The 25,147-nt window shown below is 31.4% G+C and carries 21 protein-coding genes and 6 tRNA genes; 10 read left to right on the top strand and 17 right to left on the bottom strand.

Annotation, left to right across the window (positions count from 1 at the left end):
• Positions 1 to 13: 13 nt before the first annotated feature.
• The 7 genes from rplM to FHR24_RS06315 all read left to right on the top strand — a co-directional run bounded on the left by rplM (position 14) and on the right by FHR24_RS06315 (position 6,603).
• Complete coding sequence (rplM, locus tag FHR24_RS06345; protein WP_167185528.1) at positions 14 to 469, top strand: 50S ribosomal protein L13; 456 nt, start codon at positions 14 to 16, stop codon at positions 467 to 469.
• 2 nt (positions 470 to 471) lie between these two features.
• Positions 472 to 858: a 30S ribosomal protein S9 gene (gene rpsI, locus FHR24_RS06340; RefSeq protein ID WP_167185524.1), complete on the top strand. Its 387-nt coding sequence runs from the start codon at positions 472 to 474 to the stop codon at positions 856 to 858.
• Between the two features lie 107 nt (positions 859 to 965).
• Positions 966 to 1,703: a 30S ribosomal protein S2 gene (rpsB, locus tag FHR24_RS06335; protein WP_167185521.1), complete on the top strand. Its 738-nt coding sequence runs from the start codon at positions 966 to 968 to the stop codon at positions 1,701 to 1,703.
• 83 nt (positions 1,704 to 1,786) lie between these two features.
• Positions 1,787 to 2,752: a translation elongation factor Ts gene (gene tsf / locus FHR24_RS06330; RefSeq protein WP_167185518.1), complete on the top strand. Its 966-nt coding sequence runs from the start codon at positions 1,787 to 1,789 to the stop codon at positions 2,750 to 2,752.
• A 135-nt stretch (positions 2,753 to 2,887) separates the two neighbouring features.
• Complete coding sequence (gene pyrH, locus FHR24_RS06325; protein ID WP_167185515.1) at positions 2,888 to 3,598, top strand: UMP kinase; 711 nt, start codon at positions 2,888 to 2,890, stop codon at positions 3,596 to 3,598.
• Positions 3,599 to 3,606: 8 nt separating this feature from the next.
• Positions 3,607 to 4,161, top strand: a complete 555-nt coding sequence (gene frr / locus FHR24_RS06320) for a ribosome recycling factor (RefSeq protein ID WP_167185512.1) — start codon at positions 3,607 to 3,609, stop codon at positions 4,159 to 4,161.
• Between the two features lie 102 nt (positions 4,162 to 4,263).
• Positions 4,264 to 6,603, top strand: a complete 2,340-nt coding sequence (locus tag FHR24_RS06315) for an efflux RND transporter permease subunit (protein WP_167185509.1) — start codon at positions 4,264 to 4,266, stop codon at positions 6,601 to 6,603.
• 58 nt (positions 6,604 to 6,661) lie between these two features.
• On the opposite strand, the gene FHR24_RS06310 is transcribed toward FHR24_RS06315, so the two are convergent.
• From FHR24_RS06310 to gcvT, 8 genes are all read right to left on the bottom strand, one after another.
• Positions 6,662 to 8,497, bottom strand: a complete 1,836-nt coding sequence (locus tag FHR24_RS06310; protein ID WP_167185506.1) for an Ig-like domain-containing protein — start codon at positions 8,495 to 8,497, stop codon at positions 6,662 to 6,664.
• A gap of 206 nt (positions 8,498 to 8,703) precedes the next feature.
• Positions 8,704 to 8,778 (bottom strand) — tRNA-Pro (locus tag FHR24_RS06305).
• 43 nt (positions 8,779 to 8,821) lie between these two features.
• A tRNA-Gly gene (locus FHR24_RS06300) sits at positions 8,822 to 8,894 on the bottom strand.
• 33 nt (positions 8,895 to 8,927) lie between these two features.
• Positions 8,928 to 9,000, bottom strand: a tRNA-Gly gene (locus FHR24_RS06295).
• Positions 9,001 to 9,037: 37 nt separating this feature from the next.
• A tRNA-Gly gene (locus tag FHR24_RS06290) sits at positions 9,038 to 9,110 on the bottom strand.
• A 38-nt stretch (positions 9,111 to 9,148) separates the two neighbouring features.
• A tRNA-Met gene (locus tag FHR24_RS06285) sits at positions 9,149 to 9,222 on the bottom strand.
• A 116-nt stretch (positions 9,223 to 9,338) separates the two neighbouring features.
• A complete protein-coding gene (gene rmuC, locus FHR24_RS06280; RefSeq protein WP_449441503.1) occupies positions 9,339 to 10,766 on the bottom strand; it encodes a DNA recombination protein RmuC in 1,428 nt (475 codons plus the stop codon).
• 15 nt (positions 10,767 to 10,781) lie between these two features.
• On the bottom strand, positions 10,782 to 11,864 hold the full coding sequence (gcvT, locus tag FHR24_RS06275; protein WP_167185498.1) for a glycine cleavage system aminomethyltransferase GcvT: 1,083 nt from the start codon (positions 11,862 to 11,864) through the stop codon (positions 10,782 to 10,784).
• A 240-nt stretch (positions 11,865 to 12,104) separates the two neighbouring features.
• Between gcvT and FHR24_RS06270 the strand changes: the two genes are divergently transcribed.
• Positions 12,105 to 12,404, top strand: coding sequence for a hypothetical protein (locus FHR24_RS06270; protein WP_167185495.1), 300 nt, complete (start codon positions 12,105 to 12,107; stop codon positions 12,402 to 12,404).
• Between the two features lie 69 nt (positions 12,405 to 12,473).
• On the opposite strand, the gene thrC is transcribed toward FHR24_RS06270, so the two are convergent.
• The 3 genes from thrC to thrA all read right to left on the bottom strand — a co-directional run bounded on the left by thrC (position 12,474) and on the right by thrA (position 17,298).
• Positions 12,474 to 13,772 carry a threonine synthase gene (thrC, locus tag FHR24_RS06265; protein ID WP_167185492.1) on the bottom strand — a complete coding sequence of 433 codons (1,299 nt, stop codon included), beginning with the start codon at positions 13,770 to 13,772 and terminating at the stop codon, positions 12,474 to 12,476.
• Positions 13,773 to 13,841: 69 nt separating this feature from the next.
• Positions 13,842 to 14,768: a homoserine kinase gene (locus FHR24_RS06260; RefSeq protein WP_167185489.1), complete on the bottom strand. Its 927-nt coding sequence runs from the start codon at positions 14,766 to 14,768 to the stop codon at positions 13,842 to 13,844.
• 79 nt (positions 14,769 to 14,847) lie between these two features.
• Positions 14,848 to 17,298, bottom strand: coding sequence for a bifunctional aspartate kinase/homoserine dehydrogenase I (thrA, locus tag FHR24_RS06255; RefSeq protein ID WP_167185486.1), 2,451 nt, complete (start codon positions 17,296 to 17,298; stop codon positions 14,848 to 14,850).
• A gap of 310 nt (positions 17,299 to 17,608) precedes the next feature.
• Between thrA and FHR24_RS06250 the strand changes: the two genes are divergently transcribed.
• The gene (locus FHR24_RS06250) at positions 17,609 to 19,117 is read left to right on the top strand and encodes an acyl-CoA dehydrogenase family protein (protein WP_167185483.1); all 1,509 of its coding nucleotides are present in this window, start codon (positions 17,609 to 17,611) and stop codon (positions 19,115 to 19,117) included.
• A gap of 121 nt (positions 19,118 to 19,238) precedes the next feature.
• Positions 19,239 to 19,312 (top strand) — tRNA-Asp (locus tag FHR24_RS06245).
• A 194-nt stretch (positions 19,313 to 19,506) separates the two neighbouring features.
• Here the strand turns inward: FHR24_RS06245 and FHR24_RS06240 are convergent.
• From FHR24_RS06240 to FHR24_RS06215, 6 genes are all read right to left on the bottom strand, one after another.
• Positions 19,507 to 20,265: a YoaK family protein gene (locus FHR24_RS06240; RefSeq protein ID WP_167185479.1), complete on the bottom strand. Its 759-nt coding sequence runs from the start codon at positions 20,263 to 20,265 to the stop codon at positions 19,507 to 19,509.
• On the bottom strand, positions 20,249 to 20,731 hold the full coding sequence (locus tag FHR24_RS06235) for a hypothetical protein (protein WP_167185476.1): 483 nt from the start codon (positions 20,729 to 20,731) through the stop codon (positions 20,249 to 20,251). The genes FHR24_RS06240 and FHR24_RS06235 overlap by 17 nt, the downstream gene beginning before the upstream one ends.
• Entirely contained in the window at positions 20,731 to 21,207 is a 477-nt protein-coding gene (locus FHR24_RS06230; RefSeq protein WP_167185473.1) for a hypothetical protein, read from the bottom strand. Before FHR24_RS06230 ends, FHR24_RS06235 begins: the two co-directional genes overlap by 1 nt.
• A gap of 81 nt (positions 21,208 to 21,288) precedes the next feature.
• Positions 21,289 to 22,647, bottom strand: coding sequence for a sensor histidine kinase (locus FHR24_RS06225; RefSeq protein WP_167185470.1), 1,359 nt, complete (start codon positions 22,645 to 22,647; stop codon positions 21,289 to 21,291).
• Positions 22,631 to 23,335, bottom strand: a complete 705-nt coding sequence (locus FHR24_RS06220; protein ID WP_167185467.1) for a response regulator transcription factor — start codon at positions 23,333 to 23,335, stop codon at positions 22,631 to 22,633. Before FHR24_RS06220 ends, FHR24_RS06225 begins: the two co-directional genes overlap by 17 nt.
• Positions 23,336 to 23,492: 157 nt before the next feature.
• Positions 23,493 to 25,145 carry a SulP family inorganic anion transporter gene (locus FHR24_RS06215; protein WP_167185464.1) on the bottom strand — a complete coding sequence of 551 codons (1,653 nt, stop codon included), beginning with the start codon at positions 25,143 to 25,145 and terminating at the stop codon, positions 23,493 to 23,495.
• Between the last annotated feature and the right edge of the window lie 2 nt (positions 25,146 to 25,147).

Genomic DNA, 25,147 nt, shown 5'->3' with positions numbered 1-25,147 from the left:
AAAACTAGTGTAAATGAACACATTAAGTTACAAAACAGTATCGGCTAACAAAGCAACTGCTGACAAGCAATGGGTTTTGGTTGATGCGGACGGACAAACATTGGGTCGTTTATCTTCTATAGTTGCAAAACTAATTAGAGGTAAGTACAAACCTAGCTACACTCCTCACGTGGATTGTGGAGACAACGTTGTTATTATCAACGCTGAAAAAATTAATTTAACTGGAAAAAAATGGACTGATAAGTCTTACATCCGTCACACAGGATATCCAGGAGGTCAGAGAAGTTTAACTGCAACAGAAATGTTTGAAAAAGATCCTACAAGATTAATTGAAAAAGCAGTAAAAGGAATGTTACCTAAAAACAAATTAGGAAGCGCTCTTTACAAAAACTTATATGTATATGCTGGTACTGAGCATGCTCAAGAAGCACAACAGCCAACAGCTATTAACTTAAACGACCTTTTATAATTATGGATACTATTCACAAAATTGGTAGACGTAAAACTGCCGTAGCAAGAGTATATGTTTCTGAAGGTACAGGAAACATGACTATTAATGGTAAAGATTTACCTGCTTACTTTACTACTGGAACTTTACAGTACAAAGCAAAACAAGCTTTATTATTAACAGACAACTTAGAATCTTTCGATATTACAGTAAATGTATTTGGAGGTGGTGTAACAGGACAAGCAGAAGCTATCCGTTTAGCTATTTCTAGAGCTTTATGTGAACTTGATGCTGAAAACAGATTGATCTTAAAACCAGAAGGATTATTAACTCGTGACCCTAGAATGGTTGAACGTAAGAAATTTGGTCAAAAGAAAGCAAGAAAGAAGTTCCAATTCTCAAAGCGTTAATCTTTTACAATTATATAATAAAATTAATCGATTGTTTAGCAAAAATAGTAGAGACTTCTACACAGAACTACTCCGCTATTGCTAACATCTAAACAAGATCCCATATTATGGCAAATATTCAAGAATTATTAGAAGCTGGTGTACACTTTGGACACTTAACAAGAAAATGGAATCCAAGTATGGCTCCTTACATCTATACAGAACGTAACGGAGTACATATCATCGATTTATACAAAACTTCAGCTAAAATTGACGAAGCATCAGCTGCTTTAGCTAAAATTGCTGCATCAGGAAGAAAAATCTTATTTGTTGCAACAAAAAAACAAGCTAAAGATATTGTTGCTGAAAAAGCTGCAGCTGTAAACATGCCTTACATCACTGAAAGATGGCCTGGAGGAATGTTAACTAACTTTGTTACTATCCGTAAGGCAGTTAAAAAAATGTCTCAAATTGATAGAATGAAGACTGACGGTTCTTTTGATGCTTTATCAAAAAGAGAAAAATTACAAATCGATCGTCAACGTGCTAAATTAGAAAAGAACTTAGGTTCTATCTCTGATATGACTCGTTTACCAGGAGCGTTATTTGTAATTGACGTAAAAAAAGAACACATTGCTGTTGCCGAAGCTAAGAAATTAAATATTCCTGTTTTCGCGATGGTAGATACAAACTCTGATCCTAACGATATAGATTTCGTAATCCCATCTAACGATGATGCTTCTAAGTCTATTGACAAAATCTTAACTTTAACTACATCGGCTGTTGCTAATGCGTTAAGCGAAAGAAAAGCTGGTAAAGAAGCTGCTCCTGAAGCAAAAGAAGCTCCAGTAGAAGAAGCTAAATAATCACACAAACTTAACATGTAACGGTACAAAAAAATTATAATTTTGTACCGTTCATTTTTATAAAAACTTTAAAACACAATACTATGGCAGATATTAAGGCAGCTGACGTGATGAAATTAAGAAAATCATCTGGAGCTGGAATGATGGACTGTAAAAAAGCTTTAATCGAAGCTGAAGGAGATTTTGACAAAGCTGTTGACGTTCTACGTAAAAGAGGTCAAAAAATGGCTGCAAAAAGAGCTGACCGTGAGTCTAGCGAAGGTGCTGCTATTGCTGTTGTTAACGAATCTAACACTGCAGGAGTTTCTATCGTATTAGGATGTGAAACTGATTTTGTTGGAAAGAATGATGATTTTGTTGCTTTGGCAAAAGAATTAGCTGCACATGCATTAAACTATAACACAAAAGAAGAATTTTTAGCTTCTCAATTTGGTGGAGTTTCTGTTGCAGATAAATTAGTTGAGCAAACAGGTGTAGTTGGTGAAAAATTAGAAATCAATGATTTCTCAAGAGTAGAAGCTCCTTTTGTAGGATCTTACATTCACGTAGGAAACAAAATTGCTTCTTTAGTTGGTTTATCAAAAGTAATTGATGATGCTGATAGTTTATCTAGAGACATCGCTATGCAAGTTGCTTCTATGGGAGCTACTTCATTATCTTACAAAGATTTTGATGCTGCATTTGTTGCTGCTGAAACTGAAGCTAGAATTGCTGCTATTGAAAAAGATAACATCGAATTAGGTAGATTAGGAAAAACGTTAAAAAACGTTCCTCAATTTATTTCTAAATCTCAATTAACTGAAGAAGTATTAGCTAAAGCTGAAGAGGCTGCAAAAGCTGAATTAACTGCTGAAGGAAAACCAGAAAAAATCTGGGATAGAATTTTACCAGGTAAAATGGAAAGATTTGTTTCTGACAACACTACTTTAGATCAAGAGCAATGTTTATTAGACCAAAACTTTATTAAAGACGAAAAGAAAACAGTTGCTGATTATGTTGCTGGTTTTGACGTTGAAGTTGTGGCTTTCTCTAGAGTTACTTTAGGATAATTTATTCCTAATACCCATATTTAAAACCTCTCATTTTTATGAGAGGTTTTTTTATGTAATTAAATCAATAAACCAATACATCAATCTGTAAATATTCATCTAAAATTTTATATTTGCACTACTTAAATAACAATCATGCAATACAAAAGAATACTATTAAAATTAAGTGGAGAAGCTTTAATGGGAAACAACCAGTATGGTATAGACCCAAAAAGATTGGCAGAATATGCACAAGAAATTAAAGCAGCCGTAGATACTGGTTTAGAAATAGCAATTGTTATTGGAGGTGGTAATATTTTTAGAGGTGTTTCTGGAGCTGCTCAAGGTATGGACAGAGTACAAGGAGACTACATGGGAATGTTGGCAACTTGTATTAACGGTATGGCTTTACAAAGCGCTATAGAAGCTGTTGGAGTTAAAACGAGATTACTTACAGCTATTAAAATGGAAGAAATTGCAGAACCTTTTATAAAAAGAAGAGCGGTTAGGCACTTAGAAAAAGGACGTGTAGTTATTTTTGGAGCAGGAACCGGAAATCCTTATTTTACTACAGATACAGCATCTGTGTTAAGAGCTATAGAAATTCAGGCTGATGTTATTCTAAAAGGAACACGTGTAGATGGTATTTACACAGCAGATCCAGAAAAAGATCCAGATGCAACTAAATTTGACTCTATCTCTTATAGAGATGTATTAGACAAAGGTTTAAAAGTGATGGACTCTACAGCATTTACATTAAGTGAAGAAAATAGTTTACCTATATTAGTATTTGATATGAATACAAAAGGAAACCTACAGAAATTAATTGAAGGTGAAAATATTGGTACAATAGTTACAGATAAATAATACATAAGATGAACGAAGAAGTTACATTTATTATTGACACAGCTAAAGAAGGAATGGATGATGCCATTGCACATTTAGTAAAAGAGTTTGGAAACATTAGAGCTGGTAAAGCAAGTCCAGCAATGTTAGGAAGCGTAATGGTAGATTATTATGGTTCTAAAACACCATTAAGCCAAGTAGCTAACATAAGTACTCCAGATGCACAAACCATTACCGTACAACCTTGGGAAAAAGCAATGATTCCTGAAATTGAAAAAGGTATTTTACTTTCTAACTTAGGATTTAATCCTATGAATAACGGAGAAAACATTATTATTAATGTTCCTGCACTTACTGAAGAACGACGTAAAGAACTTTCTAAAACAGCAAAATCAGAAGCAGAGCATGCTAAAATTAGTATCCGTAACATTCGTAGAGATGCTAATAATGATATTAAAAAAGTAGAAGTATCTGATGATGAAAAGAAAGTAGCGGAAGATGATATTCAGAATTTAACAGACAAATTCATTAAAAAAGTTGATGAATTATATGGTGTTAAAGATGCCGAAATAATGAAAGTTTAATTTCAATCATTATAAAACTTACTTAAAGCTATCTAATAAAGTCGTTTATTGCTACATTAGATAGCTTTTATATTAACTACTATTTTTTTGATCCCCTTTTGCATGAATTTTTGGAACAATCTTGCTAGAACCATACTTACTCATAGAGTAGCTACTCTTATTTTTATTGCAGTAATCACCTGTTTGTTAGCACTGCAATTTAAAAATGTACAATTTTCTTATACAGAAGCAAATTTACTACCGGAAGACAATCCTGTTAACGTACAATACAATCAATTTTTAGACATTTTTGGAGAAGAAGGAAACATTGTTGTTTTAGCGGTAAAAGATAGTACCCTATTTAACAACGTTTCTAAATTTAACAATTGGCTAAAACTAGCTGATGACATTTCTAATTTTAAAACAGAGATAGAAGGTGTTATTTCTTTTAGCAACATAAAAGAATTAAAAAAGAATCAAGAAAAAAAACGTTTTGAATTACAACCTTTATTTAGTAAAAAACAATTCAATCAAAAAGAAATAGATAGTATTAAATTACATATTTTTAGTGATTTACCTTTTTATGACAATTTATTATTCAATAAAAAGACGGGTACGGTACAGACAATTATTTATATAGACAAAGAAGTTGTAAACACCAAAGTACGTTCAGATTTTATCAAAAATACTTTTAATCCATTAATAACAAAATTTAACAAAGACAATAACTTACAAGTTAGAGTTTCAGGAATGCCTTACGTTAGAAGTATGAATGCTGCTAGCGTAAAATCAGAAATGGGAATGTTTGTGGTACTAGGTTTAGGAGTTACAGGGTTAATTTTCTTTTTATTTTTCAGATCATTTAGAGCCACCTTAATTACTCTATCTGTTGTAATTGTAGGTGTTGTTTGGTCATTTGGTACTATTGGATTGTTTGATTACAGAATCTCTATTTTAACCGCTTTAATTCCACCACTAATTATTGTTATTGGAGTACCTAATGCTATTTTTCTAATTCATAAATACCAACAAGAGGTACACAAACACGGTAACAAAGCAAAATCTTTACAGAGAGTTATAACTAAAGTTGGAAATGCAACATTAATGACCAACGTAACTACTGCTGCTGGTTTTGCCACTTTTATTTTTACCAAAAGTCAAATTTTAAAAGAATTTGGAGTAATTGCGGCCATTAATATTTTAGGAATTTTTATTCTTTCTATTTGCCTAATTCCTATTTTATATAGTTTTATGCCTTTGCCAAAAGCAAAGCATTTAAAGCATTTAGAAAAAAAGTGGGCAGACAATATTATTAACGGAATGATGCAAATTGTACGTCACAAAAAACCTTACGTATATTTAGCAACCTTTATTTTAGCTATTGTTGCTTTAATTGGAGCAGATCAAATAAAAGTATCAGGTAGTTTGATTGAAGATATGTCTAAAAAAACTCAATTTTATAAAGACATTATTTTCTTTGAAAAAGAGTTTGGAGGAATTTTACCTTTAGAAATATTAATAGATACCAAAAAAGAAAAAGGGGTCATGAAATTAAGTACCCTAAAACGTATTGAAAGAATGGAAGAAGAAATTTTAAAAATTCCTGAACTCTCTAAACCTATTTCAATTAACAATTTAGTAAAATACTCCAAGCAAGCATTTTACAATGGAAATGCAGATTTTTACTCCTTGCCTACTTCACAAGAACAAAACTTTATTTTAAGTTATGCACAAAACTCTGGCGGTAACACAAACGCTTTAGATAATATGGTAGATAAAAAAGGACAATATGCTCGTATCACCACCTTTATGAAGGATATTGGTACAGAGCGTATGGAGCAAATTTTAAATAGACTACAATTAATTATTGACGATCATTTTCCTACAGAAAGATACACGGTTAGTATGACAGGTAAGGCTTTGGTCTTTGTAAAAGGAACTAATTATTTAATTAATAATTTAACCATCTCTTTAGGCTTGGCTATTCTATTAATTTCACTATTTATTGGATCTCTTTTTAAAGATTACAAAATGGTACTAATTTCCTTAGTTCCAAACTTATTTCCTTTGCTATTAACAGCAGGTTTAATGGGATATTTAGGGATTCCTTTAAAACCATCAACCATACTTGTGTTTAGCATAGCATTTGGTATTTCTGTTGATGATACCATCCACTTTTTAGCAAAATATAGACAAGAATTATTAGCCAGTAACGGAAAAATTAGAAAGTCTGTATACAAAGCTTTAAAAGAAACAGGAATCAGTATGTTTTACACCTCAATTGTATTGTTCTTTGGTTTCTTAGTCTTTGTTATTTCTAGTTTTGGAGGAACCAAAGCTTTAGGTGGACTTGTTTCTATCACCTTATTATTTGCTATGATATCTAACTTGATTATTTTACCATCTTTGTTACTTACATTTGAAAGAAATATGGCTAAGAAAAGCAAAAAAAATCATAAATAAAGAAAACAAAAAAATGCCAAGTATAAATACTTGGCATTCTTTGTTGTTTTAGAACCACTTATTTAACAAGTATTCTTTTACTAACAACCAATCCTTTAGATTTTATTTTAAGAATATAAATACCCGGATTTAAAAGAGAAGTATCTATTCTATTAGTCGTTAATGTAAAGAAGTTCGTATAAACCACTCTTCCTGTTATTGTATATAAATCTACATTCATTTCAGCAATACTTGTCTTTGACTCAATAATAAAATAATCATCTGCGGGTATAGGATAAATGGTAAAGTTTTTATTAAAAAAATGTTCATCTGTAGATAATTCAGATTCATCTAAAACAATAATATCTCGTATACCTTTGGTAACATTACCACCACTAGTGTTTTCATTTTTTATAAAAAGGTAATAAAAATTTCCTTCTGTTAAATTTGCTGTTGGAGTAATACCTGTTAAAGAAATATTAGCAGTATAACTTCCGTTATTTTCACTTAGCGAGTCTGTTAAATCAAGTACTATATCTTTTACTACCTTCCAACTACTATCAACCTCTCTTAAATACAATTTAAGACTTTTTATAGTTTCTAAAGATCCTGCATGATAATTAAAGGAAACCTCCATATTTCCGTTGTTATAATAATTGGTTGATGTGTATTTACTATTATCATCAAAACTAATAGATTGTGCAAAAAACTGACCTATTTCCACTTCTGCTTCATCAAAAACAGTAGCATTTTCATTAGATGTTGCTCTAATTATTACAACACCATTACTTATTCCTGTTACAGTACCATCAGTAGCTACTGTTGCTATTGTTTCATTACTACTTGTCCATGTAACTGTTTTATCATCTGCATCAATAGGATTTACAGTTGCCATTAACTGTTCTGTAGAACTTTCTATAACTACAGTTTTATCAGGACTGATTGTAATACCTGTAACTGGAATTGTATAAAACGTAATCACTTCTATTTCATTTGCAACTATAATACTATTATCAATAGTACTTGTTGCTGTAATAATTGCTTTATCTCCAATATTACCTAGAGCTGTAATTGTTCCTGTTTGATTAACAGCAATGATACTAGTATTACTAGAACTCCATACCACCGAAGGATTGCCATTTGTTGGAGTCGTTTTTATTCCTAAATCTAAAGATGTATTTACTCTAATTTTAGTGATATTATTTACAAAATTAATAGCTGTAGGAGCCACATAAGGTCTTATTTCTTCTGGCAACTGTAAAGCCAAATCGGGCCCTTGATTACTAATATCATGAGCTAAATAATTGGTATCATAAAAAGTTATATAATCAACTACTGTGGTTGATGATCTTCCTTTTAAATAAAACGAATAAGACTCTCCTTCTGTTAAATTGTAAAAAGCACCATTATTTCCATTGTGTTCTAAGTTGATACAAGTCCCCCACTTGTTAGCTCCTCTACCAAACATTTTATGAAAAGTTCTTAAATCAGACTCTGAATGCTTAGAAGAACCACTAGTAAAGTTTCCTTCCATTTTTATATAAAAATCATTTCTCTGATCAGCCAACTCTCCATCTCTTAACGGAGAATGCATACGCATTGCCAGTTGATACGTTCCTGTTTTAGGAGCCGTAAAAACATAAGTCAACTCAGTACCTTCACCCTGCCAAGGTCCCGTGTATTCTAAGTAAGTATCATTAACAGGAGCAGGTGATGAACCTAGGTTCGTTAAATATTTTAAATAGTCTGGATCTGTTGGAGTCCTAATCGTCCAATTGCTGTTTAAATTCGTGTCTTCGGCTTCAAATACTATATAGTCGTTTCCGTATTTTATATCACTTTGAGCAGCCGTTTTTATGATTCCTGTAAAGAAAATCAACGTAGCTAAAAAAATGTAGGTAGTTTTATTTGTCATAGTTAATTGTTTAGAAAACTAAAGTTATAACTAATTCGTTTTCACCTAAAAACATAAGATTAAAAGAATAGAACATATGTTTTTTAAGCTTAATGATGATTATTTGAATAAAAACAATTAAACTATTATATAACTAGACAATTTAAGAACAAGTGTTAAGTAAAGAGTAAAAAAAAGCCAGTAAACAAATTGTTTACTGGCTTTTGTCGGGGTGGCAGGATTCGAACCTGCGACCTCCTCGTCCCAAACGAGGCGCGATGACCGGGCTACGCTACACCCCGAATAGTCATCTAAAAAAAAACACCAAATAAATGGTGTTCGTAGAGCGAAAGACCGGGTTCGAACCGGCGACATTCAGCTTGGAAGGCTGACGCTCTACCAACTGAGCTACTTTCGCATAATTAAATATATTTAATAAGTATAAACTTAGAGCGAAAGACCGGGTTCGAACCGGCGACATTCAGCTTGGAAGGCTGACGCTCTACCAACTGAGCTACTTTCGCATAATTAAAATATATTTAATTTAGATAAAAAACTTAGAGCGAAAGACCGGGTTCGAACCGGCGACATTCAGCTTGGAAGGCTGACGCTCTACCAACTGAGCTACTTTCGCTTATTTTTTATTTGGTAATCATCTTATAAAAGAACTTGTAGCGAGAACGAGAGTTGAACTCGTGACCTCCGGGTTATGAATCCGACGCTCTAACCAACTGAGCTACCTCGCCATTGCGGATGCAAATATAAGGGATAACTCTGTTATAGCAAAAGAAAAAATTAACTTTTTTTAACGCATTTTATATTTTATTTAATATCAATTTGTTAGGCTTTAAAAAAGTTTTTACTATGATTCCTCAGAAGCTCTTTCTAACAGTTTTTGATTAAACTCTTTACTATTGGTTTTAATTCCTAATTGTTTTAAATTTTCAACTTTTACAATTAAGTTTCCTCTACCCGTTAACTTTTTCATTGTTGTGTCATAGGTTCCTTCAACTGTTTTTAATTGTTTCCCTAATTTAATCAATTCTTCTGTAAGAGACACAAATTGCTCGTACAATCTTGTTGCTTGGGTAGCTATTTCTAAAGCGTTCTTTTGTTGTTTCTCATTTTTCCACATACTTTCTATAGTACGCAAAGTAGCTAATAAAGTACTTGGAGTAACAATTACAATATTTTTAGCAAACGCTTTGTTGTACAAATCTGTATCTTGTTCCAGTGCTAAAGCAAAAGCCGGTTCTATAGGAATAAACATCAACACAAAATCTGGTGATTCTATTTGATACAATTCAGAATATTTTTTTGCACTTAACTGATCTATATGTCTGTGTAATGATAATAAATGTTCTTTTATATATTGAACTCTCTCGGTTTCATCATCAGAACCTACTAATTTTTCGTAAGCTGTTAAAGTTACTTTAGAATCCACAATCATTTTACGATTGTCTGGTAGGTTAATAATAACATCGGGTCTTAAACGGGTTTTTGATTCAGCATCTGTATCAAAACTTTTTTCTAACTCGTACTCTCTCCCTTTTTCTAAACCTGATTTTTCAAGCACACGCTCTAAAATCATTTCTCCCCAATTCCCTTGGGTTTTACTATCTCCTTTTAGTGCTTTGGTTAAGTTTTCAGCATCTTTACTCATTCGGTTGTTTAAATCTTTTAAACTTTCTATTTGCTGTCTTAAACCAGAATTTCTTTCAATTCCCTCTTTGTTCGTATCCTCTACTTTCTTTTCAAAAGATTGAATTTTCTCTTGTAAAGGTTTAAGAATATCATTGATGTTTTTCTGATTTTGATCTGAGAATGTTTTAGATTTTTCTTCTAAAATTTTATTCGCTAAGTTTTCAAACTCTTTAGTAAATTTTTCTTGTAGTTTTTCAATTTCAGCTTTATTCTCTTGTAAATCTGTAGTTAATTCTTCTGTTTTGGCATTAGCTCTTTCTAAAGTAACAGCTAATACTTCTTTTTCTTTATTAATTTCTAAAATTTGAGTTTCTTTTTGAGTACGCAACTCCTCTAGTTCCTTTTTAGAATTTTCTAACTGTTTTTGAGCCTCTAATTTATGATCTACTAACAATTGATCTAAACGCGCTATTTGCTCTTTTGCGTTTTGTAGCTGGTATTGATTTTCTTTTTGCAACAAAACCAATTGTTCATTAGCAGCAGTAGCTTCTTTATCTGCCTGTAAAGCTGTTATTTTTTTGGCTATTACAAAACCAATTCCTCCACCTATTAAAAGGCTTATCAACATAAAAATCATTTCCATAATCAATTCTTTTTTAGATTATCCTTTGTAAAAGGGTAATTTTACTACATTGGCTTTTAACTGTTTTTTTCTTACTTGAATGTAAATTTCATCACCAACTTTAGAAAATTCTGTTTTTACGTATCCCAAACCAATGGCTTTGTTTAAAGTTGGAGACATGGTTCCTGAAGTTACAATTCCAATTTCATTTCCATCAGCATCTACAATAGGATAATCGTGTCTAGCAATACCTTTATCAATTACTTCAAAACCAACTAATTTTTTAGAAACTCCATTTTTCTTTTGAGCTTCTATATTTTCTTTATTGATAAAATCTTTATTGAACTTGGTAACCCAACCTAAACCAGCTTCAATAGGAGAAGTAGTATCGTTAATATCATTACCATACAAGCAATATCCCATTTCTAAACGCAAAGTATCGCGGGCAGCCAATCCAATAGGTTTAATTCCAAATTCAGCTCCAGCTTTAAAAACTTTTTCCCAAACCTGAGCAACTTCATCATTTTTACAGTAAATTTCAAAACCACCAGCTCCTGTATATCCTGTTGCAGAAATAATTACGTTTTCAATTCCTGCAAAATCTCCCACTACAAATTTGTAAAATGGAATAGAAGTTAAGTCAACTGAAGTTAAACTTTGCAAAGCTTGTGTTGTTTTTGGTCCTTGAATAGCTAATAAAGAATAAACATCTGAAAGATTTTTCATAGCTACATTTAAGTCGTTATGACTCTCTATCCAATTCCAATCTTTTTCTATATTAGAGGCATTTACAACCAACAAATACAATTCTTGTTTTACTCTATAAATCAACAAATCATCTACAATTCCACCTGTATTATTTGGCATGCAAGCATATTGAGCATCTCCAATGGCTAATTTACTAGCATCGTTAGAAACTACTTTCTGAATTAAAGACAATGCTTTAGGCCCTTCTAATAAAAACTCTCCCATATGAGATACATCAAAAACTCCCACAGCAGTTCTTACCGTTTCGTGTTCTGCTTTTACTCCTTCGTATTGTACAGGCATATTAAAACCTGCAAAAGGAACCATTTTAGCTCCTAATTGTTCGTGTATATGTGTAAGTGCTGTGTTTTTCATTGTAATGCTTTTGAGAGAACAAATTTAATGGATAATGTATTCATAAAAAAGACTTTTATGAATGCCTTTTACAATTGAATTAAATAGTTACATGAACTAAGTAGTTTACAAATTACAATCAACCTTATCTACTAGATACACTAATTAACGGGTAAATAAGTGTTGTTTATCTATTCGTCTTCTATTTAACAGAAATGAAGACTACTTTAGCCAAAGTTTTAAAAAATTAAACTTTTACTTATGAAAAAAATTACATTATTGTTAGCTGTTGCTTTTACGATGTTTAGTTGTGATGGTCTTAAAAAAATGAACACATCAAATGTTGCTAGTGCAGCACAATTGTTAGGATCTATGAGTTCTAATTCAACCGTTCAACAAATATCCTCTCTTTTTAGTTTGTTAGATACTAATAATGATGAGGCTATTAGTACTACTGAAGCTATTGGTAAGGTCTCTCAAAACTTTAATGTATTGGACACCAATAACAACTCTAGCTTAAACCTTACTGAATTAACAGGTTTGTTAGGTCTTTTAAAATAAGTTTGAAAACATCTAAATAAAAAAATCCTCAACAGCTGTTGAGGATTTTTTTATTTAATTTCTTCTTTTTTATGATTTCAAAAAATCTGTCAATCCTTTATAGTCCGAAATTTTGATGGCTACTTTTGGCTTGTCTATTACCGCTTTTATCTGCTCTGGCAGTTCAATAGTTTCTGCTACACCTGGATATAGAACGTCCATAAATTTAACAGGATGTGCTGTTTCTAAGAAAACTCCTTGTGTATTTTCAGCAGTTTTTAAATAATTTTTTAACGCTAAATAACCAATAGCTCCATGAGGTTCTGCTACGTAATTAAACTTTTTATATAAATGTCCCATTGCTGCTGTAGCTTCAGCATCTGTATAAGAATATCCTTTTAAGTTTTTACGTAATTTATCAACATCAAAATCATGTAACTTTTCTATTCTGATAAAGTTACTTGGTGCTCCCACATCCATTGCATTAGAAATAGTAGCAATGGTTGGTTTAGGCTCATATTTACCTGTTTCTAAATAAGTAGGAACTACTTTGTTTGCATTGGTACCTGTTACAAATTCTTTAATTGGCAATCCTAATCTCTGTGCAATCATACCAGCACAAATGTTTCCATAATTTCCACTAGGCACAGAAAACACAATGTCTTTTGATTTGTCTTTGATTTGCTTGTAGGCAAAGAAAAAATAAAACGCTTGTGGCAACCAACGAGCAACATTGATAGAATTTGCAGAAGTTAATGTTCTGTGTCCTTTTAAAGATTCATCTAAAAAAGCAGTTTTAACCATGTCTTGACAATCATCAAAAGCCCCCTCTACCTCTAAAGCAGTAATGTTTTGTCCTAAAGCTGTTAATTGTTTTTCTTGCACGTTAGAAACTTTACCACTAGGGTATAAGATTACAACATTAACTCCCTTTACTCCCAAAAAACCGCTAGCAACTGCTCCTCCTGTATCTCCAGAAGTTGCTACTAAAACAGTAATATCTTTGTCGTTTTTTTCTTTTTTATTAAAGTATCCTAAACAACGAGCCATAAAACGTCCTCCCACATCTTTAAAAGCCATGGTAGGTCCGTGAAACAACTCTAAAGAACCTATATTTTCTTCAATAGGAACAACAGGAAAATCAAAACATAATGTTTCTTTTACAATCTCCTTTAAATCTTGTTCAGGAATTTCATCTCCTACAAACTGTTTGATGATTTCATAAGCGATTTCATCATTGCTGTAGTTGTCTAAGTTATCTATAAACTCTTTGGATAAAGGCGTAATACTTTCAGGAAAATACAATCCTCTGTCTGGAGCAATTCCATTAACAACAGCATCTCTAAAAGATACGTTTGGTGCATTTTCGTTTAAACTAAAATATTTCATGGTATTATATTGTTTGATATTATTTGGTTCTCGAATCCAATCGAACACCAATCATCTATTTTTTTAGAATTAAGAAATAATCTTTATTCCTTTTGTATTTATTTTTGAAATGTGAATATCATAATCAACCCCCACCTTATTATACACAGCTTTCATCGCTTCCGCTACTTTTTTAGCTGTTTCTTCACCTTTACTCAATGCAAAAATTGAGGGACCAGAACCTGAAATTCCAGATCCTAAAGCTCCTGCGTTTTTACATTCTTCTTTTACCTTATCAAAAGCCGGAATTAATATAGAACGGATAGGCTCTATAATTTCATCGTGTAAAGAACGAGATAATAAATCATAATCTTCGGTATACAAAGCACTTACCAAAGCACCAATATTCCCCCACTGTGTGATGGCTGTTTTTAATCTTAATTTACTTTTTAAAATTTGACGAGCATCAGCCGTTTTCACTTCTATTTGTGGATGAATAACCGTTGCGTATAATTGAGAAGGTGTATTTAATTTAATCACATCTAAAGGAGTTGTAGAACGAACCAATGTAAAACCACCCAACAAAGCAGGAGCTACATTGTCTGCATGTGGTACACCACTTGCTAACTCTTCCCCTTTCATGGCAAATTCAATCAAATCGTGATTGTTATATGGTTTTCCTAACAATTCATTTACCCCATAAACAGCACCAGCACTACTTGCAGCAGAACTACCAATTCCGCTACCTGGTTTTATGTTTTTGTAAATTTCAATTTCAAAACCATCTGTAGTATTGTTTAGCTTTTGTAACATCGCTACAACTGCTACACCAGCTACATTTTTTTCTGTTTCTAAAGGTAAGTCCTGACCTATAATTTTTGTGATTTTTACACCAGGAGTTGCAACTTTACGGATGATCATTTCATCACCTGTAGTATCTAAACACAATCCTAACACATCAAACCCACAAGAAACGTTGGCAATAGTACCTGGGCAAAACAATTTAATTTCGTTCATTATTTTATAGTATTTAGGATTAAGCACAGAGTTTTAACACTGTATTTAATCCTGTTTACTTAATACTTTGTACTGTTTTTTATCCTTTTCCAATTCTAATAATATCCGCAAAAATACCCGATGCTGTTACATCTGCTCCTGCTCCTGCTCCTTTTACAATTAAAGGATATTCTGGGTATCTTTCTGTAAAGAATAAAACAATATTATCACTTCCTTGTAAGTTAGAAAACGGATGCTTATTATCTACTTCTTGCAAAGAAACATTGGCTTTTCCATTTACAAATTCAGCTACATACTTTAATTCTGCATTGTTAGCTGCAGCTTTTTCTTTGATTGCTTCAAAGTGAGCAGCTTCTGTAATTAATGTCTTTTTAAAATCTGCTATAGACTCTGCTTCTAAACTAGATTTTGGCAAAAATGATTTATTTTCAATATCTTCTAAATCCATTTTAGCACCACTTTCACGAGCTAAAATTAAAATTTTACGAGCTACATCTACTCCACTTAAATCAATTCTTGGATCTGGTTCCGTAAATCCTAACGCTCCTGCTTCATCAACAATTTCTGCAAAATTAGCATCACCAACAAAAGAGTTAAAAATAAAGTTTAACGATCCTGAAGCTACTGCTTGAATTTTCACAATTTGATCTCCAGACTGCACCAAATTATTTAATGTATTGATAATAGGCAAACCTGCTCCTACGTTGGTTTCAAATAAATAAGGAGCATTGTATTCTTGAGACAATCTTTTTAAATCTGCATACACACTATATTCTGATGAAGCAGCAATTTTGTTACAAGTAACCACTCCAATACTTTCTTTTAAATAATCGGCATACAAACCTGCAATTGTTGCGTTTGCAGTATTGTCTACAAATACACTATTAATTAGGTTTAATTCTTTTACGTTTTCTAAAAATAAATCTAAATTTAAATCTTCTCCGTTGTCTATTAAGTTTTGTTTCCATTCAGAAGTTAAATCAATCCCTTCTGCATTAAAAATCATTTTTTTAGAATTTGCCATTCCAGCAACTTCTATACTTAATTGTAATTTATCTAATAAATAAGCTTTTTGCTTTTCTATTTGTTCTATTAATTTACCACCTACGTTACCAACACCTATTACAAATAAGTTTAATTTGGTAATGTGTCCTTCAAAAAACTCTTCGTGCAAGCTGTTTAAAGCTTTGCTTACATTTTTACTATCTATAACAGTAGAAATGTTTCTTTCTGAAGCTCCTTGAGCAATGGCATGAATATTTACATTGTCTTTTCCTAAAGCGCTAAACATTTTCCCACTAATTCCTTGGTGACTTTTCATTTCTTCACCTACAATGGCTACAATTGCCATTTTAGTTTGTGTATGTAACGGATCTATTTTACCCAAACTTAATTCAAAAGCAAACTCATCTTGAATAGCCAATTCTGCTTTTTCAACATCATCTCCATCAATAGCAATACAAATAGAATGTTCTGATGATGCTTGAGTAATTAAAATTACATTCACCTCTTTTTCAGACAAAGCACTAAACAATCTTTTAGAAACTCCTGGAATACCAATTAACCCATTTCCTTCAACGGTAGCCAAAGCAATATTATCTATATGACTAATTCCTTTTACCACTCCTCCATCTTTAATATTTTCATTAGAAATATAAGAACCTGAATCTTCGGGTTTAAACGTATTTTTAATGTATAACGGAATGTTTTTGTGCATTACAGGTTGTACTGTTGGTGGGTACAAAACAGAAGCTCCAAAATGAGACAACTCCATTGCTTCGTTATAAGACAAACTTTTAATTGGTTTTGCTTGTTTTACAATGGTAGGGTTTGCTGTATACATACCGCTAACATCTGTCCAAATTTCTAATTGCTCTACTTCTAAAGCAGCAGCTATAATGGCAGAAGTATAATCAGAACCTCCACGACCCAAAGTAGTTTTGTCTCCGTTTTCTGTACAAGCTACAAAACCAGGAAGTACTGTGATACTATGGTTGTTGTTTGTAAAGTATTCTTTTATATTGTTATTTGTAAGATCTACTATAGGAGTTGCATTTCCAAAGTAATTATTAGTTACAATTAGTTCTCCTGTGTTTTTATAAACAGCATCAATTTCTTGACATTGTAATGCTTTTGTAATAATAAAAGTTGATAAAAACTCTCCGTAACTGACAATAGTATCTTTGGTTTTAGGAGATAGTTCTTGTAACAAGTACACACCTTCTAAAATATTTTCTAATTCGTTAAATATTTTTTTAACACCACTTAAAACTCCACTTTGATTGTTTACAGGAATTAACTCTCTAACAATATCAAAATGAATGTTTTCTAATTCACTTAATAAATTATTATAAGCATCTTCTTGTTTTTGTGCTTTAGAGGCTATATTTAATAAAGCATCGGTCGTTTTACCAATGGCAGAAAAAACCACTGCTATTTGTTGGTTGTTATTTGATTTTAAAATATCTAGTACACGAACGATATTTTGAGCTGAGGCGATTGATGAACCTCCAAATTTTAAGATTTTCATAAGTTTCTTGGAATGATTGAGAAAAAAGACAATACTTGATGTTTAATGGAAATCATATCAATTAACTTCAAGATTTTACGGTTTATATATATAAATAACTAGAAGAACCCCAAAGGGTTGTATAGAAAGAAGTTGTTAAATATGTAGTCTCTATATTTTTCACGGTTTCAAAATTAAGAAATTATTTAAAAACCACCCTTTTAATCTACATAAAATTAATTATAAATAATGGTATTTAAGACAATGTAGTCATTTATATCACTTTAAGAATTGTATATTTGTCACAATAAATAGTAAAGACAATAAATTTATGTCAATTAAAGATATTCAAAACATTTCTTACAATGATTTTTTAAAGGATTTTAAAGAAACATTAAAGAGTGTTTTTTACGAAAAAGATGATATTCAAAAATTTAGCCAAGTAAGAGGTTTTCCTTCTTTAGTTTTTAGAGATATAATGGCTAAAAAACCTTTATCTGTAGCCATTCCAACTGAATTTGGAGGTAGAGGTGTAAAAGTAAAAGAATGTTTAGGTGTTTTAGAAGCTGCTTCATATGAATCGCTGCCCCTTTCTTTAACATTTGGAATTAACATTGCTTTGTTTTTAGAACCTGTTGCTAAATATGCAAAACCAGAAGTGAAAGCCCCTATATTTAAGCGTTTCTTAGAAGATAGAAACATGGGAGGATTGATGATTACAGAACCTAGTTTTGGTTCGGATGCATTAAGCATGGAAACATCAAACACTTTTAAAGATGGAAAATACCATATAGAAGGTTACAAACACTGGCAAGGATTAACTGGTTTGGCCGATTATTGGTTGATTACTTCTCGTAAAAAAGCTGAAAGCGGGCAATTAGGAAGAGATATTGACTTCTTTATTGCAGACAATCAAGATCCAGAACAAAGAGTGATTGTAGAAGAATATTACAACAATGCTGGTTTGTATGCAATTCCTTACGGAAACAACAAACTAGATTTAAAAGTTCCTGAAAATCAAAAATTAGAAGGAGGTAGCACAGGAATTAAACTGATGCTAGATTTATTACACAGATCTAGAATGCAGTTTCCGGGTATGGCCATGGGATTCATTAAAAGAATGATGGATGAAGCTATTGACCACTGTAACAACAGAATTGTTGGTGGTAAGAACTTATTAGCTTTAGACAAGGTTAGAGAACAAATTTCTAATATTCAAGCTGCTTTTACAGTATGTTCTGCCATGTGTGCACGTAGTAGTGAAAATAGCGGAATTGACAATGAATTGGCTATGAGTCAAGTTGAAGCAAATAGTATGAAATCTGTAATTACAGACATGATGCAATTTTCTGCTCAAACTTTAGTTCAACTATCTGGTTCATCTGGATACAAAGAAGAAAACATTGGTGCTAGAGGAATTATGGACAGTAGAGCGTTTATGATTTTTGAAGGATCTAACGAAATGTTATATACTCAAATTTCTGAAGCAGTAATGAAATTAATGAGACGTAAGAAAGTAACCAACTTATTTGATTTTTTAAGCAGTTATGATTTAACAATTAAGTCGTCTGAATTTTTTAAAGAATTACTAAACTTTAATTTAAACATGGAGTTGCCACAACGTAAAATGGTAGATTTAGGTAAGATTATTGGTAGAGTAGTTTCTGCTAACTTTGTAGTAGATTTAGGGATTAAAGGGTTTAGATCTGATTTGGTATCGGAATGCATTACCTCTTTAAAACATGAAGTTACAGCTTGTGTAAGCTCTTTAACTTTTCAAGAAAGCACAGCATTAATAACTGATTATAAAGAAGATAGCACCTGGTTAAACCTGGTCTAATATTCAACTAAAAAAATATAAAATAGCGATGTTTCTACATCGCTATTTTTTTTGAAAAAAGTTTTATTTTTTTATTGTGTAACTCTAAAAAGGTTGTATATTTGCAACCGCTAACAGCAACGGTCTGGTAGTTCAGCTGGTTAGAATACCTGCCTGTCACGCAGGGGGTCGCGGGTTCGAGTCCCGTCCAGACCGCAAGAGTTTATTTAAACTCTGCTAAAACCTTATAAACTTAATGTTTATAAGGTTTTTTTGTTTTTACAAGGGAATTCCTTGTGGGATAAATTACACGTTACTATAATCTAAAATTTTATAGTAAAAGAAAAGTCTCTACAACAAAAATTTGCTGAGAGACTTTTACATAAAAAAACTAACGAAACTAAATTCCTTTAAGCAACTCTTCTTTTCATTCTAGAAAAATTATGCCTTTTATAACGCATTAATTTATTTATTTTTAATTTATAGTACTCATAACCTATAATAACACCAATTACCAAACAAGCAACATAGAATACAAAAAACTGAATTTTTAAATATACCATTCCTGCAAAAACTCCTCCTAACAAATAAGCCACAACAATAGATAATAAAATTTTTCTTTTTGCAATTAACACTTTGTTCGTTCTGTATTTTTTTTGAGTATACAAGGAGGCTAGAATCCCTAGATCTGTAGTCAGACCCGTTAAATGAGTTGTTTTTACAGAAAAATTAGAAATACTTGCCGTTAATCCATTTTGCAATCCCATAGCAAATAACATAAACCCAACCATTATTTCTGTTTCCCACAAAGTTTCTGTATAGTAAAATGCACCATATGTCCCCACTGCAAACAAACAAAGTATTTCTAAAATTAAAGGGGTGGAATGAGCTATATAAGAATTTTTCTCATTAAAATTAATAATGATTAAATTGGATACAAAGTTTCCTATAAAAAATAAAAAAATCCATGTTAAAACTACAAAAACCTGATTCCAATTCCCTTTAGCCATCTCTTCTGCCAAAATTGCATAGTGACCTGTTACATTAGACGTAAAAGCAAAAAATATAATAACAGACACTACATTTACCATTCCAGCAGAAAAAGCTGTTAAAGCACCTAATTGCATATTATCTTTTACTGTTCTACTGTTGTTAAATTTCCTGAGCATACTTTGTTGTGTTGTTTATTCTTTTAAAAGTTAATTTTACAATTCCCTTGGCTTGTAAATCTGTTCTAAAATGTAATTCCATGGTATTATTACCTATATAGTATAAATTATAATGTTCATTATTTACATTTTTCTCTGTCAATTTTAAAACGTGTCCTCTCCCCTTTAAGGTCCAGTTTAAAAGTTTTGTACCTCCCTTTCCACTGGTCAATTTAATTTCTCCATTGGGCAAAAACTGCCATAGTTCAGCTTTATGAATCATTAAATCTTCTGTAATTTGTTTTTTGTTTTCTTCTATTAAAACAGGGGTGTTTTTATGCGGAATTTTCTCATATCTCCATTCAACCTCTTTCCAAGTTCCTACAATCCCCTCTGTAGGATTTTTTGTTTTATGTATAGCCAATGAAACTAAAAAAGTACAAGCAATAACAATGGCAGTATATATATACAAAACCTTATTTTTCATTACCTGGCAATTAATGTATTAAGACCTACTAGCTTTAAATTATCTCCATTGGGGTACGTAATTTCGCACACATTGATAGTTGACTTCTTAATAAAAGAAATCATATTAAATCCTTTTTTGGTATTTGTTAAAATGGAATTTTTGTCGTTTGGAATATATGCTTTGTTAATCTTTTGTCCTTCTAAATAACTATGAAAAGCATTTTTATTTAAGCCATGAAAAAAATCTGAGACAACAGAATTTAATTTATGTTGATACCTTTTTTGAATGCTGTATAAGGCATCTAAAAATTCCGCACTTTGTAATTCATTTAAGGTTTGCTGTTTAGAAAAGAATAACAATTCTGTTATAGAAGTTGGCAAAGACATACCATAAACCAAAACAATATCTATTTGTTCATTTTCGTTTTCAATAGCATCTATTAACAATGACAATGATGATACAGAGAAGTCTGTGGGTATTAAAATTTTACTCATAATTTGTTTCTTTTTGTTAAAACAAAACTATGACCGAGTCTTTAAAAAGAGATTAAAGCAACATTAGAATGAGATTAGAATTTAAAGTTGATCCACAGGAAGTTTTAATTCTATAATTGTTCCTTGATCTTGATAAGAATTTACAATAATAATTCCGTTATGCATTCTCATTACATTTCTTGTTAATGGCAACCCAATACCATAACCTCCATATTTTGAGGTATTGGATGCTCTAAAAAAAGGATCGTAAATGTATTGTATTTCTTCTCTTGGTATTCCAATACCATTATCTTTAATTTTTACAACCACATCTTTATTAAGGACTAAAATAGCTACATCAACTTTTTTAAAATCTGAATATTTACAAGCATTCATCACCACATTAGAAATTGCCAAATGCAGCAGTTGTTCATTACCTTTCACCTTTAAATCTTCTGGATTGTCTGGTAATAAATTAAAATCTAAATGAATTTTAGCTTCGGGATATATTTTTGCTACTGTTGTTTTTACATCAATTACCAACTCATCAATTCTTAACCCACTAACCTGTTGAATTTTACCATTATACCCGGTTTGAGCCAAAAACAACAATGCTTTTGTTTTTTTACTTAGCTTGCCTGCAGATTCTAAAATGGTATTTAACGATTTTATATAATCATTTACGGTTCTCTCTTTAGACAGTACAACTTCTGCTTCACCTATAATAGAAGTTAGTGGTGTATTTAATTCATGTGATGCGTTACTTATAAAATTTTTCTGAGTTTCAAAAGATGTTTCTAATCTATTTAGCATATCATTAAATGCAGAGGCCAATATTTTTAACTCATCATTATTATTGGGTTCTATTAATCTAAAGTTTAAATTTTCTGTGCTAATTTTCTTTATTTCTGATACCATTTTTTTTATAGGTCTCATTATTTTTCTAGAAAACACAAAAACCAACATTCCTAAAATAAGAACTGAAAAAGCTAACGCAACAAACAATAGGTTCCTTAAATATTTTACCAACTTAATACTGTATTCGTTTTTTGCAGATACTATAACTAAATATTCTTTCCCCTTGGTTAGGTATTTTATTCCTGAATAAAAAATATTTTCGTTATGATAAAAGGCTCTTTCATTTAACTTTATCTGTTGAATAAAAGAAGTTGGAAAGTCTATTTTAGACTGTAAATTAGACTCTTTATTTATTTCTATAACAGAAATTTTTTCATCGGGGAGTTGCTCTAAAAATTCTTGTCGAATTTCTTTAACCATTTCTACACTTTTATGACTTTCTAGTTCTATTTTGGCCATTGTAATGGCTCTAATTTCTAAACGTTTATAAAAATCAGTATAGGTGTAATCACTAATTGAGTAATAAATAAATCCACTAAAAATAAGAATATAGGTAAGAAATATTGAGGTAGAAATTATGAGTATTTTAGTTTGTGTCTTCATTCTCTTCTTTTAAAACATAACCCATTCCTATCACTGTGTGAATTAATCTTTGAGGATTATTTTTCTCTAATTTTTTACGTAAATAATTTACATAAACATCTACCACATTAGTCCCTATATCGTAATTTACTCCCCATACGTTTTCTAATAATTCTGTTCTTGAAACAACTCTATTAGGAATTTTTAAAAATGCCAATAACAACTTATATTCTGTAGATGTTAAGTTTAAAGTATCATTATTTCTTGTGACTTTTTTAGCGGTATCATTTATAGTTACATCTGCATAAGAAAAAACAGTTTCGGCAACATCTTGTGTTTTAAAATTAACAGAACGTCTTATCAAACTATTTACACGAGCTGTCAACTCAATAAACTTAAAGGGTTTTGTCAAATAATCATCTGCACCACTATTTAATCCTAAAGCTATATTTTCTGAACTCCCCAAAGCTGTTAAAAATAAAATAGGGACTTGGTTATTTTTTGCTCTTACGGCTTTACAAATATCCAATCCATTCATTTCCGGTAGCATAATATCCAAAATTAGCAAGTCAAAATTTGTATTACTAGCCAATTCATAGCCTTGCGTTCCATTTAAAGCAATGGTCACATCAAAACTTTGCTCTGTCAACCCTTGATTGATAAACGAACAAACTTTTACATCATCTTCTACTAATAATATTTTATGCATTTTGACTTTGATCCTATAATAATAACTCCTAAAAATATAAAAAAATCTATAAATCCAAACTACAATTAATCTGTATATAAATTTCTAATAATCTCTAAAAAAAAAGAGAAAAACAGTGATACCATTTTTCTCTTCTCTTGTTTATGTGAACGAATTATTATGCTTCGTTTAATCCTTTTTTAAATTTTTCAGGATCTTCTACCAAATGGTAACGAGGATCTTCTATATCTTCTACAATCATATCAGCAAACTTAGGATCTGCTTTCTTTAATAGAATTTTACAGTCAGTACTTAAGTGTCTTAACTTTACTTCTTTTCCTAATTCATTGTATTTATTTACTATGTTTTTAATAGCTTCTAGACCTGAATGATCACTTACTCTAGATTCAATAAAATCTATCTCAACGTATTTAGGATCGTTTTTAGGATCAAATTTTTCATTAAACACATTTACCGAACCAAAAAATAAAGGCCCCCAAATTTCGTATGTAGGAACTCCGTCTTTAATTCTTTTACGTGCTCTAATTCTAATCGCATTTTCCCATGCAAAAACTAAGGCAGAAATAATTACTCCTGCAAATACTGCAATTGCTAAATCGAACACTACTGTAATGGCAGATACTGCTATTAATACAAATGCATCGGCTTTTGGTATTTTTCTTAAAATACGAATACTAGACCAAGCAAAAGTTTCTATCACCATTACAAACATTACTCCTATTAAAGCTGCAATTGGCACTTGCTCTATATATTTATCTGCAAATAAAATAAAAGATAGCAAAGTTAAAGCCATCATAACTCCAGACAAACGTCCTCTACCTTTTGCATTAATGTTGATTACGGTTTGTCCAATCATACCACAACCTCCTGTTCCTCCTAACAAACCACTAGTAATATTACCAACTCCTTGTGCAATACACTCACGGTTTCCATCTCCTCTAGTGTCTGTTAATTCATCAACTAAATTCATGGTCATTAAAGATTCTATCAAACCAACAGAAGCTGCTAAAAATGCATAAGGCAATAAAAAACTAAATGTGTCTAAGTTAATTGGTAAATTTTGCCACAATTCTAAATTAGGTGTAGGAAACACACCTTTTAAACCTTCTCCTCCACCTTCACGAATATAAGATCCTACGGTAGAAACATCCATTCCAGAAACAACTACAATTAAAGTAACCACTACAATAGCCGTTAAAGATGCTGGTAGTTTTTTAGTCAGTTTAGGTAATAAAAATATAATCGCCATAGTAAAAGCCACCAATCCAATCATGATATACAACTCGGTACCAGACATAAAAGTGGTTACGTAGTTTTTTACTCCCTCTGTAGAAACCTCTAACGTTTTATGGCTAAACATTTTTACTTGTGCCCAAAAAATAACAATTGCCAATCCGTTTACAAACCCTAACATTACGGGGTGCGGAATTAAACGTACAAAACGTCCTAATTTAAAAACTCCTGCAAAAATCTGAATCAATCCCATCAAAATAACGGCTCCTAACAAATAGAAATACCCCATATTTTCTATCGGATTATCAAACAACATACCTTTTTGGTGACCTTCTTGAATCATATGAACAAAAATAACAGCTACAGCACCAGCAGCTCCAGAAATCAATCCTGGTCTACCTCCAAAAACAGCCGTAATAATTCCAATAATAAAAGCTCCTGATAAAGCTACTAGAGGATCTATTTGTGCTACAAAAGCAAAGGCAACTACTTCGGGTATCATAGCTAAAGACACAGTCATCCCAGCTAAAATATCATCTTTTGGGTTTATAGTAAACCCGTTAAAAAACTTACTCATTT

The sequence above is a fragment of the Wenyingzhuangia heitensis genome (genome assembly GCF_011762155.1).
GTDB lineage: Bacteria > Bacteroidota > Bacteroidia > Flavobacteriales > Flavobacteriaceae > Wenyingzhuangia > Wenyingzhuangia heitensis.
This window is presented reverse-complemented; position numbering and strand designations above follow the sequence as displayed.

Bases quoted from the DNA above. Each gene is read 5' to 3' on its own strand.
- rplM (WP_167185528.1), top strand. From the start codon at position 14: ATGAACACATTAAGTTACAAAACAGTATCGGCTAACAAAGCAACTGCT.
- rpsI (WP_167185524.1), top strand. From the start codon at position 472: ATGGATACTATTCACAAAATTGGTAGACGTAAAACTGCCGTAGCAAGA.
- rpsB (WP_167185521.1), top strand. From the start codon at position 966: ATGGCAAATATTCAAGAATTATTAGAAGCTGGTGTACACTTTGGACAC.
- tsf (WP_167185518.1), top strand. From the start codon at position 1,787: ATGGCAGATATTAAGGCAGCTGACGTGATGAAATTAAGAAAATCATCT.
- pyrH (WP_167185515.1), top strand. From the start codon at position 2,888: ATGCAATACAAAAGAATACTATTAAAATTAAGTGGAGAAGCTTTAATG.
- frr (WP_167185512.1), top strand. From the start codon at position 3,607: ATGAACGAAGAAGTTACATTTATTATTGACACAGCTAAAGAAGGAATG.
- FHR24_RS06315 (WP_167185509.1), top strand. From the start codon at position 4,264: ATGAATTTTTGGAACAATCTTGCTAGAACCATACTTACTCATAGAGTA.
- FHR24_RS06310 (WP_167185506.1), bottom strand. From the start codon at position 8,497: ATGACAAATAAAACTACCTACATTTTTTTAGCTACGTTGATTTTCTTT.
- gcvT (WP_167185498.1), bottom strand. From the start codon at position 11,864: ATGAAAAACACAGCACTTACACATATACACGAACAATTAGGAGCTAAA.
- FHR24_RS06270 (WP_167185495.1), top strand. From the start codon at position 12,105: ATGAAAAAAATTACATTATTGTTAGCTGTTGCTTTTACGATGTTTAGT.
- thrC (WP_167185492.1), bottom strand. From the start codon at position 13,772: ATGAAATATTTTAGTTTAAACGAAAATGCACCAAACGTATCTTTTAGA.
- FHR24_RS06260 (WP_167185489.1), bottom strand. From the start codon at position 14,768: ATGAACGAAATTAAATTGTTTTGCCCAGGTACTATTGCCAACGTTTCT.
- thrA (WP_167185486.1), bottom strand. From the start codon at position 17,298: ATGAAAATCTTAAAATTTGGAGGTTCATCAATCGCCTCAGCTCAAAAT.
- FHR24_RS06250 (WP_167185483.1), top strand. From the start codon at position 17,609: ATGTCAATTAAAGATATTCAAAACATTTCTTACAATGATTTTTTAAAG.
- FHR24_RS06240 (WP_167185479.1), bottom strand. From the start codon at position 20,265: ATGCTCAGGAAATTTAACAACAGTAGAACAGTAAAAGATAATATGCAA.
- FHR24_RS06235 (WP_167185476.1), bottom strand. From the start codon at position 20,731: ATGAAAAATAAGGTTTTGTATATATATACTGCCATTGTTATTGCTTGT.
- FHR24_RS06230 (WP_167185473.1), bottom strand. From the start codon at position 21,207: ATGAGTAAAATTTTAATACCCACAGACTTCTCTGTATCATCATTGTCA.
- FHR24_RS06225 (WP_167185470.1), bottom strand. From the start codon at position 22,647: ATGAAGACACAAACTAAAATACTCATAATTTCTACCTCAATATTTCTT.
- FHR24_RS06220 (WP_167185467.1), bottom strand. From the start codon at position 23,335: ATGCATAAAATATTATTAGTAGAAGATGATGTAAAAGTTTGTTCGTTT.
- FHR24_RS06215 (WP_167185464.1), bottom strand. From the start codon at position 25,145: ATGAGTAAGTTTTTTAACGGGTTTACTATAAACCCAAAAGATGATATT.